Raw genomic sequence first — 16,349 nt, 5'->3', positions numbered from 1 at the left:
TTACAGCTCCTTCCCAGGCTCCCCTGCCGGATATGGCGTTTTTTCTAATTGATCACCAATCCATGAGTCTCCATCTTCCCAAAACTCCTTTTTCCAAATCGGAACAATTTGTTTTATGCGTTCCATAATGTATTCATTCGCCTCATAGGCCGCTTTACGATGCGGTGTTGAAACAGCAACAACAACCGCGATATCAGAAATTTGCAGTGTACCGATGCGATGTGTAATCGCAACGTGTGTACCTGGCCACTTCTCTTTCACTTCTGAGCCAATTTTCTCTAGCATCTTTTCTGCCATCGTTTTATAAGCGACATATTCTAAGTATAATGTACGACGCCCTTTCGTAAACTCCCTAACCGTTCCAATAAATGTTGTAACAGCACCGCATTCGCGGCGAATAACCTTCTTTGCTACCTCTTCAATCGAGATTTCTGTATCAATTACTTCATAATACGTATTTGTCATTTCGTACTCCTTACCGTTTGTATAAACCAGTCTATATACAACTCTTCTTCTGTTATATGAAATACTTTATATTCTTCTCGTAAGTTTGCAAGTGCATCATGCCACGTAATAACCGCTACTATATTTTCTACTTTATGTAAAAGTTCAACGTCTTCCGCAGAACGAAGTAATACTACTTTCGGATAGCTCTCTTTTTTATAGCCCTCTATTAAAATTGTATCCACTTCAAAAAACTCATATAAGCGAATAATTTCTTGCAAGGACCATTCCTCTCTTAATGACGACAGTGAAAGTAATCCAGCGCCTTCTACACTACTGACAACAGCCCCAGCCTTTCGGTGCCTTTCACTATCTTTTTGCGCTACTTCTGGAAAACCTCCGTGCCCGTGATGTTTAATTGTAGCAACTTTCATTTTCTGTTCAGCTAACGTATGCACGATTTTCTCCACAAGTGTTGTTTTTCCGCTATTTTGATATCCTACTATTTGTAAGATTGAAGTGGCTTTGCCCATGGCCAATCACATCCCTCGGTGTGCTCTAGCAATAATACAGATACTTTCATCCCTGCCTCAAATCCTCTCGTTCCTCCAGGCAGCACAATAAAGGCATTCGCATCGGCGAGTGAAGAGACCGCACTCGATTTATCTAAACCGACCGGCATCGCTTGTAATGCTCCGTCCATGATTGACACCTTCGCTCTTACAAAACGAGTAAACGGATTTGGCTTCGGAAAGTCTTTTTGTAAAATAGCATCTGCTCTATATACATGAGGCTCCTTTGCATACAAGTATGTTTTTATAATCGGATGCACAAATAGCTCAAATCCTACGTAACAAGCTGACGGATTCCCTGATAAACCGAAAAGTAACTTTCCGTCAACTTCAGCTACTGTCGTTACACTTCCTGGTCTCATCGCTATTTTATTAAAGAGTACATTCGCCTGTAATCTTTCATAAATAGCTGGCAAGTAGTCATAATCTCCTACCGACACACCGCCTGTCGTAATTAAAATATCAACCTCATCCATCGCCGATTGAACAGCTGCAAAACATGCATCTAACTCGTCGGCAAGTTGACCATAATAACGCACTTTCCCTCCGGCTTTCATAATTTGAGCTGCAATCATATACGAGTTACTATTTCTAATTTTCCCCGGCTGTAACGACTCATGTACTTCTAACAATTCACTTCCTGTCGTCACGATACCAACAACAGGCTGTTTTACAACTTTCACAGTACTATATCCAAACGTCGCTAATAAGGCAGCAACACCTGGATTGATTGCAACGCCTTTCTTAACGAGAACTTGATTTTGTTTTATATCTTCCCCTTTAAATGACACATTGTCACCACTATGAAAAGGACGCTTTACCTTCATATATGTTTTTCCATTCTTCTCAAAACCTTCCGTCAGCTCTAGCATTACGACTGCATTACAACCCTCTGGAATAGCTGCTCCTGTCATAATACGAACCGCCTGAAAAGGTCCTACTTCTTCTGTAAAAACAGATCCTGCCCCGATTTCTCCTATTACTTCAAACTCAATCGCATTCTCTTGATTTGCTTCTTTCGTATCTTCTGCTCGAATCGCGAAACCATCGTAAGGAGAACGATCGAAATGAGGAACGTCATGATCAGAGATAACATCCTCCCCAAGAATTCTCCCGTAACTTTCCGTAATAGAAACCTCTTCTACTTCACCATTTTTCGCATATTCCATTACTCTCTCTACTGCCTCAGCAACTTGAATTGGAATTCGTTTTTCTATCATCGTTTCTCACCTCATATTTGCAATTTTTTTTATCTCGATTAAACTTTATATATTAAATAGAAATTACTTCAAGGAGGAATTCCATGTCTTCATTCACACACTTTAATGACCAAGGACGCGCGAAGATGGTTGATATAAGTGACAAAAAAGCAACCGTCCGAACAGCAATTGCGTGCTCTAGCATTGTCGTTACAAAAGAAATTTACGATAAAATCTCTCACAATGAAATTGGGAAAGGTGACGTATTAGCAGTTGCACAAATCGCAGGTATTATGGCTGCGAAACGCACTTCTGATATTATCCCAATGTGCCATCCTTTATTATTAAAAGGTGTTGACGTTTCTTTCGATTGGAAACAATCCGAAGAACAATATCGATTACTTATTGAAGTAAAAGTTAAAACAGAAGGTAGCACCGGTGTTGAAATGGAAGCTTTAACAGCCGCTTCCGCTACAGCTCTTACTGTGTACGATATGTGCAAAGCTGTTGATAAAGGTATGATTATTGGCGAAACTTACTTATTTGAAAAAACAGGTGGAAAAAGTGGAGATTATACGAGAAAGTCTTAATCTTCTTTCCATTGAACCTAAAGGGCTCCCTTTAGGTTCAACCTATATATCTTGCATATAAGCGTTTTGCTATATTTATATCATTCGTTCCATGAATGAACGCCCTGCCATCTGTAAATAAAACAAAACGAAATTCCTCCACCGGAAATGATAATAAATACGGAGTAGCTTTTACATCCACACTTCTTTGTAAGCGCTTTTTAATTTCTTCTAAATTAAATTCATTCCGCACACCTGGACGGATTTGTACTGTATTTCGGCCACATAACACTTCTGTTTTCGTTTGTGCTTCAAATGTTAAACTCGGATATGTACGTAATCTTCCGCAAGATAAACATGTGTCTTTTTTCTGCCTATTCACTTTAAATGCCATCTGTTGATTATTCCAAAGATCAAACGATAACATCGTTTCGCGAAGTGCCCCATAGTCTTCTACTAATATTTTCAGCGCTTCCGTTATTTGATGCGCAACTACTAATTGTACTGCCGGCTGTATAATACCAGCCGTATCACATGTTGCCCCACTTGCTGGATGTTCCATTAAACAGCGGAAACACGGTGTTTTTCCTGGTAAAATTGTATACGTTACTCCGTAGCTTCCGACACAACCACCATATATCCACGGAATATTATACTTTTGTGAAATATCATTAATAAGAAGACGCGTTTCAAAATTATCTGTCGCATCTAATATTAAATCTACATCATTCACTAGCTCTTCCATTTCTTGCACTGTTACATCAGTCACAACCGGATTTATTTTCACCTCAGAATTAATCGCTTGTAAATGCTCTGCTGCTGCTACCGCCTTTGGTTTATATTGCTTTGCATCTTCTTCTGTATATAATTGTTGCCTTTGTAAATTACTCCATTCTACATAATCACGATCCGCAATTGTTATTTTGCCAACACCTGCTCTAACAATTGCTTCTGCATTCGCTGCACCGAGAGCACCAGCGCCGATAATAAGCACATGCTTCTCTCTAATTTTTCTCTGTCCTTCTTCTCCAACACCAGAAAATAATATTTGTCTTGAATATCGCTCCTGCATACGATAGCCCCCTTTCTTATCCTCCTATATAAGACATTTCAATTTTCGGACGATTCTTTGCACTTTCTTCTGTCCGTTCATCCGAATACCTGTCTTTTCTATTCATCCATACATTTTGTATAACGCTTACTAACTCATCATCTGAAAGATTTCCTCTAAGAAGTTCCCTTACATCCAATCCTTCTGTCGCAAATAAGCAAGTATAAAACTTTCCATCTGCCGAAATTCTTGCTCTCGTACAAGAGGAACAAAATGACTCTGAAACAGAAGTAATAAAACCGACTTCGACATTTGTCCCAACGTAACGATATCGTTTCGCAACTTCACCGAAATAATGCGCTTCAGCTGGCTCAAGTGGATACACACTATGAATCATTTCAATTAATTCTTGCTTTGTAACGACTTGGTCAAAGTTCCATCCATTTGTACTACCAACATCCATAAACTCAATAAACCTAAGTGTGATTCCTTGCTCTTTAAAATAAGCAGCCATCGGAAGTACTTGATGGTCATTCATCCCTTTTTTCACAACCATATTTACCTTTACATCAAGCCCGGCCTCTTTTGCAGCCATAATTCCCTTTATAACAGGTTTCGTATTGATATTCCGGCCATTTATGTCCTTAAATACATCGTCATCTATTGCATCCAAACTAACATTTACTCTATGTAATCCAGCTTCTTTTAATGCTTTTGCTTGTTTCGTTAAATGAATTGCATTTGTCGTTAACCCTATATCTACTAACCCTTCAATTTTCACGAGACGTGCAATAAGTTTTGTTAAATCTTTACGCAGCAGTGGCTCACCACCAGTAAGCCTAATTTTTCGTACACCGATGCTAACAAATAGTTTTGCCAAACGTTCAATTTCATCAAACGTCAGTAAAAACTCATCTTTCAAAAAAGCATAATCTGGCCCAAAAACTTCCGCTGGCATACAATATGTACATCTAAAATTGCAACGATCAATGACAGATATGCGCAAATCTTGAAGTGGGCGTCCAAAAAAATCTGTAACCATCTCCTGCATCGCCACCCTCCCTTTCTGTCAAATTTCTCTCTTTTCATTCTATTATAATATATTTTCGAACTGCGATGTTTTTGCTCAAGTGAATAAAGTGAAACTTTCCTAACCAATTAGACTACCTACTTATAACGGGATAAAAAACCTTGAAGCATAAAAGCCCCAAGGTTTTCTCCCTATTAACTTAACCTAATAATAGTTAGCGTAGCTCCTGGCGTTGTCGTAGATAATGTAGCTATTGCAACTAATCCAAATAACTGCAGACTAACAGCAGCTCCAGCAGGCAAATTAGCAATGATTGTCGCATTAAATGAACCTGTAGCTATTGCTGGTGAATTTATTGTTCCTGCAAGCGGACTGCCATTTACAGTTATACGAGAACTTACAAGTAAAGAGGCTGTTAAATTTATTGTATAAGCTATATAGTAATTCCCCGCATTCGCAACCGTAAATACCGTATTTCCTCCGCTAACCGTAATTCCTGGTCCAATATTTTGATTGTTCGGTAATGGTACATTTGTACCACCTAACAAAACAGAAATAGCACTTCCTGATGTATTATTTGCAAATGAGTACGTTGCAGTTGTACTAACTCCGGTCACACCCGTTGCTCCAGTGGATCCGGTTGCTCCCGCTCCAGTTGGGCCTGTTGGACCTTGAATTCCTTGCGAACCGGTTGGACCAGTGGACCCTGTTGGGCCTTGGGAGCCTGTTACTCCCGTTGGACCTTGGATTCCTTGGGGACCTTGAATCCCTTGAGGACCTGTCGCTCCGGTTTCTCCAGTTGATCCCGTCGGGCCTTGGGGACCTTGAATTCCTTGGGGACCTTGGGGACCTTGTGCTCCGGTTGCCCCAGTATCCCCTGTCGGGCCTTGTGGACCTTGCAACCCTTGCACGCCTTGCGGACCGGTTGGACCTATGTCGCCTTGAACACCTTGAATTCCTGTTGGGCCTTGTGGACCGGTCGGCCCCTGCACTCCTTGGATTCCTTGAATTCCCTGTGGACCTTGTGCTCCTGTTTCTCCTGTCACACCTTGAATCCCTTGTGGGCCTTGATCCCCTTGTACTCCTTGTGGACCGGTTGGGCCTTGGATTCCTTGCGGGCCTTGGATTCCTTGTGAGCCTTGATCTCCCGTTGCTCCCGTTACTCCTTGTATCCCTTGAGGACCTTGAACACCTTGCGGACCGGTTGGACCTATATCACCTTGTACTCCTTGAATTCCTTGTGGGCCTTGCAACCCCGTAACTCCGGTTGCTCCCGTTTCTCCTGTCGCTCCTGTCACTCCAGTTGAGCCTGTCGCCCCGGTATCTCCAGTTGCTCCTGTCACACCGGTTGCTCCTGTCGGTCCAGGTGGTCCACCGGATGGACCTGTCACTCCAGTCGGACCTGATGGCCCCGTTGGACCACTCGGTCCTGCTGGTCCTCCAGAAGGACCAGTTACCCCTGTTGGACCGGTTACTCCTGTCGGGCCTGTAGTTCCTTCCCCTGTCGCTCCGGTTACACCCGTATCTCCTGTTACTCCGGTTGGACCTTGGCCCCCTTGAATTCCCTGTGGCCCCTGCACTCCTTGCGCACCCGTTGGACCTTGAATTCCTTGAATACCTTGCACGCCCTGTGCTCCCATTGGACCTGTTGGGCCTATTTCCCCTTGAGTACCTTGCACTCCTTGCGGGCCCTCTGGACCTGTTGCACCTATATTCCCTTGTACACCTTGAATTCCAGTTGCTCCTTGTGCTCCTGTTGCTCCTGTTACACCTTGAATCCCTTGTATTCCCTGTATTCCTTGTGGGCCTTCGGGTCCTGTTGTTCCTACTGGCCCTTGTATTCCTTGTATTCCTTGTGGGCCCTCTGGACCTGTTGCTCCAGCTGGTCCTGGCACCCCTTGTATTCCTTGCGGACCTTGAAGTCCTTCTGGGCCTTCTGGTCCTGTTGGTCCGATCTCACCCATCGTACCTTGTATTCCTTGAACTCCTTGTGGTCCCGTTTCTCCTGTTGGACCCGGAATACCTTGAATACCTTGTGGACCTTGATCTCCTGTTGCTCCTGTTACACCTTGAGGCCCTATAGCTCCCTGTATACCTTGTGGACCTTGATCTCCTGTTGATCCTGTTATCCCTTGAATTCCCTGAACTCCTTGTATTCCTTGTTCACCAGTTACGCCCGTCGGACCCGGAATACCTTGAATACCTTGCGGACCTTCTGGACCTGTTGGTCCAATTGGCCCTTGAACCCCTTGTATTCCTTGCAATCCCTGTGCTCCTGTTTCTCCTGTACTTCCAGTCGGTCCTGTATTTCCCGTTACTCCAGTTACACCTGTACTTCCTGTTACCCCTGTATTTCCCGTTGCTCCCGTCGCACCTGTACTTCCACTCGGTCCACCACCCGGGCCTGTCGCACCAGTTGCCCCCGTCGGACCTGGTGGTCCTCCAGATGGACCCGTTATCCCTGTAGGACCTGTTATTCCAGTTGGGCCTGTAACCCCTTGACCAGTTGCTCCTGTTTCTCCCGTATTTCCACTCGGTCCTTGTGGGCCTTGTATCCCTTGAGGTCCTTGTATACCTTGTGAACCAGTTGAACCCGGTACCCCTTGCACTCCTTGAATTCCTTGAGGTCCCTCAGGTCCAGTAGCCCCAATCGGACCTTGTACCCCCTGTATCCCCTGTATACCTTGTGCCCCAGTCGCTCCGGTTGGACCAATCGGACCTTGTAATCCTTGCACTCCTTGAGGGCCTGTCGCTCCTGTTGCTCCCTGTGGTCCCCTCAATCCTTGCGGCCCCTGCTGTCCTTCTGGTCCCGTTGCACCTATTGGTCCAACTGGTCCTTGTATCCCTTGCACACCTTGAGGTCCTGTCGGGCCCATCTCCCCCATCGGACCTTGTAATCCTCTTGGTCCTTGAGGGCCAGTCGGACCTTGGGGACCGGTTGGGCCAGTAATCCCAATGCCAGTAAATCCCGTTGGAACGGGTGGAAAGGTAGGACCAATAAGATTTGGTGAAATTCTGAAATTAGAGTTTAATGAATGTTTTTTATCGCGCTCTCTCACACTTTCACCACCTGCACACCATCTTTTTTACATTAAACAAACCTCTTCTTCTTAATATGTATTTACAAAAACAAACTCAAAGACTATTTTTATTTTAAATACATAAAAACTCCCTTAATTCCTTAAGGGAGTCCCGCAGTTGAATCCATATTATCTGTATTCGGGACAGCTTGCACTATACCCGATGTATTTACACTTTGCCCCATGTTTGTTCCTGTTACAGTACCAGCAGGAGTGCCCCTTGTATATGTTGTCGTCACAGAATCTCCTGGCTGTAAACAAAGCTTCGTCTCCGTCCCTATTACTGTAACAACGTCGATCCAAGTGCACCCCATTGAACCACTATACGATTTCGTAGCAGTAAATGACGTATCACTCAAATTATCACCGGTAAATATATTCCCAGTGTTATTCACAATAACAAATTCTTTTATATGAGCAGGCATAATTACACTCTACCTTTCCTCTATGAACCTAATGTACGTGTACTCGTTGCTAATGGCGGAAGAAACACTGATGTTCTAATCACCGCTTCTGACTGTCTTTTCCCATTTAAAAAAATAGCCGCACTCGATCCTCCAGCACCCGCATATACTTTTGCTACAGCTAAAGGTGAGATATCATAACAGTCACCAACATTAACAGCCCCTGTATTATTTATAATTTTTACTTTCCGCAAGTTAATCCCCATTTACCTATCCCCCTTTTGTACACTGTATGCAAAAGAAAAAAACTTGAAACAGACTCGTTTCAAGTTTTTTTAGCTACTTATTTCGTTTCACCTTCATATTGAAGCATGCCGCCAACCATGTTCACTGTTTTAAAGCCTTGCTCATTTAAATAATGACATACATTTTCACTGCGCATTCCCGAACGACAAATAAAGATATATTCATTCTCTTTATCAAAGAAATCTACTTTATTTGGGATATCACCCATTTTAATATGTACAGCTTCTGGAATTTTCCCTGCCGCTACTTCTTCATCTTCCCTTACGTCTACTAAAAATAACGTTTCTCCATTTTCTAAACGCTCTTGCACTTCTTCTGTAGTAATTGTTTTAACTTCTGTCATATGTCGTTCCTCCTTATATACAATAAAACCTTTAGTCTCTTCCTTAAACAAGCATATCTAGTCAATTTTAGCATGCGAAAGAAAGAACGCAAAGAATGGAAATTTTATTTCTCAATTTCCCCGCAAAACTTATTCTTTACAAACATAACTCGTGCATTGTATCCTCAATATACTTGTTTTATGAAAGGAGCCAATGAAAATGACACTTTTTCTTTTCATTACGGGCATCATTTTCTTAATCGCCGCAATTATTGCACTTAGTATGAAGAATAATAAAAAGATAAAATCACCACAAGAAATGTCATTCTTATTTCTATTGCTTAGTATCGCATTCTTCGGTATAGCAATTGCCACATATATTTTCCGTCTACAAATCATGTAAAAAAAGGTGCCTACTACATACATCGCACCTTTTTCACACCGTTTATTTTCTACACCAAACTAGATACTTTCCGATTTAAAAATTCATAAACTTTCTTTTCAAATAAATGAATATCAAATGCTCCTGCCATATGCCCATTTATACTTTCTATCTCATACACTTCCGCATACTTCCCTTGTTTTTGCAAAATGTCTACCATTTTATAATTATAACGTGACGGCTGAAGCAAATCTTGTTTACACGGAATCATAAGTACATTTGCTTCTATGTTAGAAAGCGCCTCTTCTAAAGACGAAAATCCATGCGCAATATCATGTAATAAAACTGCTTTCGCAGTGTATATCCACGAATTTGCATCTACTAACCCTATACTTCTATATGTCACTTTATTTATTTCTTTCTCAAATGATGTTAATATCGAAAGCTTTTCATAAGGTTCTACTTTTATACTATTACGAGGGAATGTTGTTTCATAAAAATGCTCATCAAATGCGTTCATAAACATCATTCTATTTGCTAAATGAAGTCCCTTCATTGGCTGCTCTTCTCCATATTTTCCGCCCTTCCAACTTGGATCCAGTTGAATAGCCTCAATTGCATTTTGTGCTACATTTACCGACGTAATAATTGGATTTTGCGGGTTCGTAATAACACCAATCATCCGCTCTACCATATGAGGATAATGAACAGCCCATTGCTGCGCAATCATCCCGCCAGCTGACGGTCCCATTACAGCATGTAGCCTTGCGATTCCCATATCTTTTATTAACTCATATTGCATACGAGCTACATGAAGAAATGTAAAAACTGGAAAATCCATCGCATATTCATCTCCAGTTTTCGGATCAATCGATTTCGGTCCCGTTGTAAACACATAAGGGTTCTTCACCTGCACATTACAAAGATTATCAGTGCATATAACAAAGTATTTATTTGTATCAATTGCTTTTCCCGGTCCAATTAAACCATCCCACCAACCAGACTCCTCATCATGCGCTGTATATTTTCCTGCCGCGTGACTCGTTGCACTAAAATAATGGCATACCAAAATCGCATTTGACCTTTCTCTATTTAAAGTACCATACGTCTCATACCCCATTTGAATAGGAATTCCCCTACCATTTTCAAACGTAAACTCTCTTAAAACAAACTTTTCCTTTTTTACAAATTGCACAGACTCGCCCTCTTCCCGTCATAGTATGAACTGCTGCTTACTAAAGGATTTTTTCTATGCAAACTAATCTCCTCCTTCTTTTCATAAATAAATGAATAATATACAAAATTAGCCACAAAATAGCATTATATTACACAATCAAAGAGGGCATACATATGATTTGGAATTGGCTACGTAAGAAAAAAAAATCAAATACGACAGAGAAAAACGAAACAGATAATTCGGAGCAACAACCTAACAATCAAGAGGATGATAACCAAAAACAGACTAGAAGTATGAAACATAATAAAGATAGCAATAGCGAGCAAAAAAAAGAGGAACACAAAGAGCCTTCTCAGGATCAGCAGCAACAACATTCTAAACAAAACGACTCAGATCAGAATCAACAACAAAACTCTAAACAAAACGACTCAGATCAGAATCAACAACAACATTCTAAACAAGACAACTCGGATCAGAATCAACAACATTCTAAACAAGACAACTCGAATCAGAATCAACAACAAAACTCTAAACAAAACGACTCGGATCAGAATCAACAACATTCTAAACAAAACGACTCAGATCAGAATCAACAACAACATTCTAAACAAGACAACTCGAATCAGAATCAACAACAAAACTCTAAACAAAACGACTCGAATCAGAATCAACAACAAAACTCTAAACAAGACAACTCGAATCAGAACCAACAACAAAACTCTAAACAAAACGACTCGAATCAGAATCAGCAACAACATTCTAAACAAGGTAACTCGGATCAAGATCAGCAGCAAAACTCTGGAAATAATAGTATTTATGATTTTACGAAACCAGAAAAAGACCGGATTCATTCTCTACAAGATTTAATAGAAAAACTCAAAAAATCTAGCGATTTTGTTAATTATCACACATCTAACGATGAAACGATGCCTTATTGGATTTCTTACTATCGCCCTTCGCTTGATGGAGAGAAATTACAAAAATATTTAATGCCTACTCTTTTAGAACGACCTAACGCTTCACTAGAAGAGCTAAAAGAACATATTCCAATGAGCGGTATTACAATTACGAACGATTTACAAAAAATTGAGGACATGGTGTTAAAGGGACATGCGATTATTCAATTGAATCAGCAAGACCAAAAGTGTATGCTTGCAAACATTGCAATTGATACGTATCGGGCACCAAGCCCTCCTTTAAACGAATCGACTGTTATCGGTCCTCAAGAAGGTTTCGTAGAGGATATTGATACAAATATTAATTTAGTTCGAAAACGTCTTCCTGTTTTAGATTTACAAACAAAGGAAATGATTGTCGGCGAGTTTTCCAAAACAAAAGTTGTCATGATGTATTTAGACAACCTCGCTGAAAAAGAAAATGTAGATTTTCTCGAGGAGTCATTACGTGCTCTTGAATATGATCAAATTAATGATAGTGCTTATATACAAGAACTAATGGGTGAAAAGTCGATTTTCCCTCTCTATATCAATACAGAACGTACTGATAGAGTTACAAAAGCACTCATTGATGGGAAAATCGCTATTTTCGTGGATGGTTCTCCAAGTGTTCTACTAACACCTGTATCCTATTTCGATTTTTTCATTTCACCAGAAGACTATAACGTCTCTTGGCTATACGCTACATTTTCACGTATTTTACGCCTTATCGCTGTTCTATTTTCAATCTGTGCTACACCTTTATATGTTGCAGTTTTAAATTATCATTATGAACTCATTCCGAGTGATTTACTTGAAACTTTGATTTTATCAAGGGCACAAGTACCGTTCCCACCTTTAATTGAAGCACTATTTTTAGAACTTGCAATCGACTTATTAAGAGAAGCTGGCGCGAGGTTACCGATGAAAGTTGGTCAAACGCTCGGTATTGTAGGCGGTATCGTAATCGGGCAAGCATCTGTACAAGCTGGTTTAACGAGTAATATTTTATTAATTATCGTTGCATTATCAGCACTCGCTTCCTTTATTACACCTATTTATAAAATGGGTAATGCCGTTCGATTACTACGTTTCCCATTCCTAGCATTCGCAGAAATAGGAGGACTCTTCGGCATCTCTCTTGGATTTATCTTTTTATTTACCCATCTATTTAGACTTACTTCTTTACGTAAGCCGTACGCTTTGTTTTATCCGACAAGGCAACAATCTGTTAAAGATTCTTGGATTCGTTTTCCCTTAACAATGATTGATACAAGAGATGTACAAGCACGTCCACAGCATGTTAAGAAGTCAGCAAAAGGGATTTCAACAAAACATCGATCGGATTTTGATGAATAAGGAATGAGGTGCATTGATGAGTAAAGTTCAAGAGAAATATCAAATATCTCCTATCTTTGTTTTCTTCTTAATTCACAGTGCACAGTTTGGTGCCGGGGTTCTCGGTTTCGCTCGGATTATTGCAAAATCTGCTGGATACGACGGCTGGATAGGAGTTCTCCTCACAGGAATCATCATTCATATTCTCATCTGGATGATGTATTATTCATTAAAAAATGTAGAGGGAAACTTAATTGATTTACACAAACAACTTTTTGGAAAATGGATCGGAAATGGTATTAATATCATTTTTATGGCTTATTTTTTTATTGTAAGTATTTCTGTTGTTAGAACATATGTCGAAATTATTCAAGTATGGATGTTTCCTAGTGCATCCACCTGGATGCTCACATTCTTTATTTGTTTAATAAGTTATTACATTATTTCATCAGGATTCCGCGTCATTGCAGGAATTTGTGTTATTTCCGTTGGTGGAACACTAGGTTATCTTTTTCTAAGTCTTTTCATTTTGAAATTCTCACATTGGGATAACTTACTTCCAATATTTTCACATTCTTTTACAGATATTTTGAAAGCAGCTCAACTATCTATTTATAGCATGACAGGATTTGAAATTTTCCTTATGATTTATCCATTTGTTAAAGAACCAGAGAAATCCCATAAATTTGCGCAATATGGGGCATTATTTTCCAATATTCTATATTTGTTTAGTACCATTCTCGCTTTTACATTCTTTAGCGAAAAACAATTACTCAAAACTATTTGGTCTCAGCTGTCCATGACACAAGTTATTAAGCTTCCTTTTATCGAGCGACTTGAGTATATTGCTATTTCCGGTTATGCTCTCGTTATTATTACAAGCTTTATTCTACCTTTATGGGCCGCTACTCGAGGAACCCATGAAATCTTTCGTGTGAAACAACGAGGTATTTTGATCGCATTTATGCTTATCACTTTAGTTGTTTCACAACTTTTAACGAACAGGCATGATATTAATGATTTTATTAGCAATATATCTAAAGTTAGTTTTTGGCTTATATATGTATACATCCCAATTCTATTTATTATTGTGTGGGTGAAAAGAAAATGGAAAAAACCAAAAGAAAATTAATACTTCTTGTTTGCATCAGTATCTTCAGTCTAACTGGTTGCTTACAAAAAAATATTATTGATGATGTTCAACTCATTCAAGGAACTGTCTTCGATACAGCAAAAGATAATAAAGTAAAGGTTACATTCGTTTGCCCCATACAAAAAAAGGGAAATAAAGTTCAAGTTTATGAGGGCACAGGAAACGCAGTAAAACAAGTAAAGGCAGATACATCTTTAGAATCTTCGCAACCGTTCGCAAGCGGTCAAATGCGTGTTGCCTTATTCACAACAAAAATTGCTAAAAAAGGATTATCCAACTCCTTTGACACATTAATTCGTGATGTGAATATTGGTAACTCGCTGTATGTTGGACTATTAGAAGGCAATGGTACTGAACTGTTTAAAGGAAAATATAGTACATCTTACAATGTTGCGATTTATATAAAAAAAATGTTAGAACATAATATGGACACTGGCCCTTTGCCAACTGACAATTTGTATTTAGGCGCCTTCAGGTACTACCGTGAAGGACAAGATTCCTATATGCCTATCCTAAAAAAACATGGAGATAAAATAAAGATTACTGGTATCGGTCTCTTGAAAAAGGATAAGTTAGTCGGAACAATTAAGTACCACGATATGTTTGTTTTCAAAGGACTGCTAGAAAAGCACCGCTTGGACTCACATGAATTTAAAACCAATCCTGGCTATGCAATGATTAATAACATTCGTTCCGTTCCTACCTACGAGGTAAACATAAAAAATGGGAAACCTTCTTTCTATATTCATGTAAAGGTGGAAGCTCGTATTCAGGAGCTCTCTAGAAAATTTAATTTAGAAAACAAAAAAAATACAACAAAAATAGCTAAGTCGGTCGAAAAACAATTAGATGCGAAAGCTACAAAACTAATTAAACAGTTTAAATCTCTAAATGTTGATCCCCTTGGACTTGGAGCAAAATATAGACAACATTATCGCCCATTCAAATTAGAAGAGTGGAGACAAATGTACAAAGATGTTCCAGTTACTATAAAATACACCGTAAATATTACAAATTCTGGTGTAATTGAATGAGAAATGATTGAACTCCTCTCTCCAGCATGATACAACGGAAAGAGGAGTTTTTATTTTAGATAGAGAGAGAAGATATTTATGGGGGAGCTTATGTCTAAAAAATTAGTAAAGCCTATTTTAAATGGTATTTTATTTCTCGGCGTCTTTTTATTTGCTCATACATACTTAAAAAATGTTTCCTTCACACGTTATTTACTTGTCGTTATTCCAATGTTGCTCGTTGGTATGTTTGGCATCGATCTTATTTTATCCATTTTAATAAAAGAAGAAAAATAACGAGCAAGGCCGTCCTAAAAGTATTCCGGGATGGCTTTCTTTTATTAACAGTTTTTGTCGTTAAGTCGATATAATCTTTCACTATCACTAACTTAACTAAAAGATGAAACTTTTGAACAGTCCCTTTTCATTTCATAATCACCTTATGTTACAATGAGATTCGGCACAAAGCGAGAAAGGATGAAACAACATGACAAACGAAAAAGGTTTAGATAAAGGATACGAACTTGTTGCAAAAATGCATGAAGAGTTCGGACACCCTGTGACAAATACTCCAACGAAATTAACAGAAGAACGTACAAAAATTCGTGCTAGCTTTATGCAAGAAGAGCTAGAAGAATTTTTAGAAGCAACGACTGTTGAAGATCAATATGATGCACTAATTGACCTTATTTACTTTGCATTCGGCACGTTTGCGGAAATGGGCGTACGTCCTGATAAAGGATTCGAAATTGTAAATAACGCAAACATGGCAAAACTATTCCCTGATGGAAAACCTCGATTCCGTGAAGGTGACGGCAAAATTCTAAAACCAGAAGGCTGGCAAGCACCAGAACCACAACTTCGTGCTGAAATCGAACGCCAGCGCAAAGAAGCTGAAAAAAACTGCTAGGATTTCCTAGCAGTTTTTTATTATGTCTTTTTTCCTGCAATTCATTAATGACCCACGTGTCCAGCGTGCCCTGCTGCTCCACCAATGCTAGCCGCTCCTGCCGCTGCCCCTGCTCCTCCCGCTCCAATTCCACCTGTCCAAGGAGAAGATTGTTGTTGGTATTGTTGATATTGTTGGTGCTGTTGACCATGTTGGCCTTGGTGACCGTGTTGCCCTTGGTGACCGTGTTGCCCTTGATGACCGTGGTGACCTTGATGACCGTGGTGGCCTTGATGACCGTGGTGGCCTTGGTGACCGTGGTGGCCTTGGTGACCTTGATGACCTTGATGCGTTTGATAAAGAACAGCTTGCGGATGAATATGGTGGTGACCGTAGTGATGTACTTGTTGTTGATGACCATGTTGGCCGTGTTGGCCTTGGTGATGATGGTGTCCATGATGGCCGTGTTGACCTTGATGGTGGTG

Annotated in this window: 18 protein-coding genes; 7 read left to right on the top strand and 11 right to left on the bottom strand. The window is 40.0% G+C overall.

What is annotated here, in order from left to right; translation table 11 throughout:
* The 3 genes from moaE to moeA are packed head-to-tail and all read right to left on the bottom strand — an operon-like array spanning position 1 to position 2,236.
* Positions 1–465, bottom strand: coding sequence for a molybdopterin synthase catalytic subunit MoaE (moaE, locus tag DN392_RS02265; RefSeq protein ID WP_000185929.1), 465 nt, complete (start codon positions 463–465; stop codon positions 1–3).
* On the bottom strand, positions 462–977 hold the full coding sequence (gene mobB, locus DN392_RS02260) for a molybdopterin-guanine dinucleotide biosynthesis protein B (protein WP_048565791.1): 516 nt from the start codon (positions 975–977) through the stop codon (positions 462–464). Before mobB ends, moaE begins: the two co-directional genes overlap by 4 nt.
* Positions 947–2,236: a molybdopterin molybdotransferase MoeA gene (moeA, locus tag DN392_RS02255; RefSeq protein WP_064449031.1), complete on the bottom strand. Its 1,290-nt coding sequence runs from the start codon at positions 2,234–2,236 to the stop codon at positions 947–949. The genes mobB and moeA overlap by 31 nt, the downstream gene beginning before the upstream one ends.
* Positions 2,237–2,319: 83 nt before the next feature.
* Here moeA and moaC point away from each other — a divergent pair, with 83 nt between their 5' ends.
* Positions 2,320–2,805, top strand: coding sequence for a cyclic pyranopterin monophosphate synthase MoaC (moaC, locus tag DN392_RS02250; RefSeq protein WP_000094144.1), 486 nt, complete (start codon positions 2,320–2,322; stop codon positions 2,803–2,805).
* Between the two features lie 37 nt (positions 2,806–2,842).
* On the opposite strand, the gene DN392_RS02245 is transcribed toward moaC, so the two are convergent.
* The 6 genes from DN392_RS02245 to DN392_RS02220 all read right to left on the bottom strand — a co-directional run bounded on the left by DN392_RS02245 (position 2,843) and on the right by DN392_RS02220 (position 8,998).
* Entirely contained in the window at positions 2,843–3,856 is a 1,014-nt protein-coding gene (locus DN392_RS02245) for a molybdopterin-synthase adenylyltransferase MoeB (protein ID WP_048540776.1), read from the bottom strand.
* Between the two features lie 16 nt (positions 3,857–3,872).
* Positions 3,873–4,886 (bottom strand): GTP 3',8-cyclase MoaA, encoded by a 1,014-nt coding sequence (gene moaA, locus DN392_RS02240; RefSeq protein ID WP_001157140.1) that lies wholly within the window; start codon positions 4,884–4,886, stop codon positions 3,873–3,875.
* Between the two features lie 173 nt (positions 4,887–5,059).
* Entirely contained in the window at positions 5,060–7,924 is a 2,865-nt protein-coding gene (locus DN392_RS02235; RefSeq protein WP_071742870.1) for a BclA-related collagen-like exosporium protein, read from the bottom strand.
* A gap of 122 nt (positions 7,925–8,046) precedes the next feature.
* Positions 8,047–8,370: a hypothetical protein gene (locus DN392_RS02230; RefSeq protein ID WP_001110866.1), complete on the bottom strand. Its 324-nt coding sequence runs from the start codon at positions 8,368–8,370 to the stop codon at positions 8,047–8,049.
* A 20-nt stretch (positions 8,371–8,390) separates the two neighbouring features.
* Complete coding sequence (locus DN392_RS02225; protein WP_000512464.1) at positions 8,391–8,615, bottom strand: spore germination protein; 225 nt, start codon at positions 8,613–8,615, stop codon at positions 8,391–8,393.
* Positions 8,616–8,692: 77 nt separating this feature from the next.
* Entirely contained in the window at positions 8,693–8,998 is a 306-nt protein-coding gene (locus DN392_RS02220) for a rhodanese-like domain-containing protein (RefSeq protein WP_000141212.1), read from the bottom strand.
* Between the two features lie 199 nt (positions 8,999–9,197).
* On the opposite strand from DN392_RS02220, the gene DN392_RS02215 reads away from it, so the two are divergent.
* The gene (locus DN392_RS02215; protein WP_000171896.1) at positions 9,198–9,380 is read left to right on the top strand and encodes a hypothetical protein; all 183 of its coding nucleotides are present in this window, start codon (positions 9,198–9,200) and stop codon (positions 9,378–9,380) included.
* Between the two features lie 49 nt (positions 9,381–9,429).
* Here DN392_RS02215 and DN392_RS02210 read toward each other — a convergent pair whose 3' ends face one another.
* Positions 9,430–10,554 carry a homoserine O-acetyltransferase family protein gene (locus tag DN392_RS02210; RefSeq protein ID WP_001160996.1) on the bottom strand — a complete coding sequence of 375 codons (1,125 nt, stop codon included), beginning with the start codon at positions 10,552–10,554 and terminating at the stop codon, positions 9,430–9,432.
* Between the two features lie 155 nt (positions 10,555–10,709).
* Between DN392_RS02210 and DN392_RS02205 the strand changes: the two genes are divergently transcribed.
* The 5 genes from DN392_RS02205 to DN392_RS02185 all read left to right on the top strand — a co-directional run bounded on the left by DN392_RS02205 (position 10,710) and on the right by DN392_RS02185 (position 15,885).
* On the top strand, positions 10,710–12,830 hold the full coding sequence (locus DN392_RS02205) for a spore germination protein (protein ID WP_081257483.1): 2,121 nt from the start codon (positions 10,710–10,712) through the stop codon (positions 12,828–12,830).
* 16 nt (positions 12,831–12,846) lie between these two features.
* The gene (locus DN392_RS02200; protein ID WP_048562052.1) at positions 12,847–13,941 is read left to right on the top strand and encodes a spore germination protein; all 1,095 of its coding nucleotides are present in this window, start codon (positions 12,847–12,849) and stop codon (positions 13,939–13,941) included.
* Positions 13,917–14,996, top strand: coding sequence for a Ger(x)C family spore germination protein (locus DN392_RS02195; RefSeq protein ID WP_064449033.1), 1,080 nt, complete (start codon positions 13,917–13,919; stop codon positions 14,994–14,996). The genes DN392_RS02200 and DN392_RS02195 overlap by 25 nt, the downstream gene beginning before the upstream one ends.
* Positions 14,997–15,086: 90 nt before the next feature.
* Complete coding sequence (locus tag DN392_RS02190; protein WP_000038782.1) at positions 15,087–15,272, top strand: hypothetical protein; 186 nt, start codon at positions 15,087–15,089, stop codon at positions 15,270–15,272.
* A 190-nt stretch (positions 15,273–15,462) separates the two neighbouring features.
* On the top strand, positions 15,463–15,885 hold the full coding sequence (locus tag DN392_RS02185) for a pyrophosphohydrolase domain-containing protein (RefSeq protein ID WP_048565795.1): 423 nt from the start codon (positions 15,463–15,465) through the stop codon (positions 15,883–15,885).
* A 44-nt stretch (positions 15,886–15,929) separates the two neighbouring features.
* Here the strand turns inward: DN392_RS02185 and DN392_RS02180 are convergent.
* Positions 15,930–16,349 (bottom strand): hypothetical protein (locus tag DN392_RS02180; protein ID WP_179955917.1); only part of this gene is annotated, 420 nt, incomplete at its 5' end.

The sequence above is a fragment of the Bacillus sp. BB51/4 genome, from assembly GCF_008368845.1.
In the GTDB taxonomy this organism is placed as follows: Bacteria; Bacillota; Bacilli; order Bacillales; family Bacillaceae_G; genus Bacillus_A; species Bacillus_A wiedmannii.
This window is presented reverse-complemented; position numbering and strand designations above follow the sequence as displayed.

What these genes read in the sequence shown, in the direction of transcription:
- DN392_RS02245 (WP_048540776.1), bottom strand. Translation starts at nt 3,856, where the DNA reads ATGCAGGAGCGATATTCAAGACAAATATTATTTTCTGGTGTTGGAGAA.
- DN392_RS02215 (WP_000171896.1), top strand. Translation starts at nt 9,198, where the DNA reads ATGACACTTTTTCTTTTCATTACGGGCATCATTTTCTTAATCGCCGCA.
- DN392_RS02200 (WP_048562052.1), top strand. Translation starts at nt 12,847, where the DNA reads ATGAGTAAAGTTCAAGAGAAATATCAAATATCTCCTATCTTTGTTTTC.
- mobB (WP_048565791.1), bottom strand. Translation starts at nt 977, where the DNA reads ATGGGCAAAGCCACTTCAATCTTACAAATAGTAGGATATCAAAATAGC.
- DN392_RS02220 (WP_000141212.1), bottom strand. Translation starts at nt 8,998, where the DNA reads ATGACAGAAGTTAAAACAATTACTACAGAAGAAGTGCAAGAGCGTTTA.
- moeA (WP_064449031.1), bottom strand. Translation starts at nt 2,236, where the DNA reads ATGATAGAAAAACGAATTCCAATTCAAGTTGCTGAGGCAGTAGAGAGA.
- moaE (WP_000185929.1), bottom strand. Translation starts at nt 465, where the DNA reads ATGACAAATACGTATTATGAAGTAATTGATACAGAAATCTCGATTGAA.
- moaC (WP_000094144.1), top strand. Translation starts at nt 2,320, where the DNA reads ATGTCTTCATTCACACACTTTAATGACCAAGGACGCGCGAAGATGGTT.
- DN392_RS02190 (WP_000038782.1), top strand. Translation starts at nt 15,087, where the DNA reads ATGTCTAAAAAATTAGTAAAGCCTATTTTAAATGGTATTTTATTTCTC.
- DN392_RS02185 (WP_048565795.1), top strand. Translation starts at nt 15,463, where the DNA reads ATGACAAACGAAAAAGGTTTAGATAAAGGATACGAACTTGTTGCAAAA.
- DN392_RS02225 (WP_000512464.1), bottom strand. Translation starts at nt 8,615, where the DNA reads ATGGGGATTAACTTGCGGAAAGTAAAAATTATAAATAATACAGGGGCT.
- DN392_RS02230 (WP_001110866.1), bottom strand. Translation starts at nt 8,370, where the DNA reads ATGCCTGCTCATATAAAAGAATTTGTTATTGTGAATAACACTGGGAAT.
- DN392_RS02205 (WP_081257483.1), top strand. Translation starts at nt 10,710, where the DNA reads ATGATTTGGAATTGGCTACGTAAGAAAAAAAAATCAAATACGACAGAG.
- DN392_RS02195 (WP_064449033.1), top strand. Translation starts at nt 13,917, where the DNA reads ATGGAAAAAACCAAAAGAAAATTAATACTTCTTGTTTGCATCAGTATC.
- moaA (WP_001157140.1), bottom strand. Translation starts at nt 4,886, where the DNA reads ATGCAGGAGATGGTTACAGATTTTTTTGGACGCCCACTTCAAGATTTG.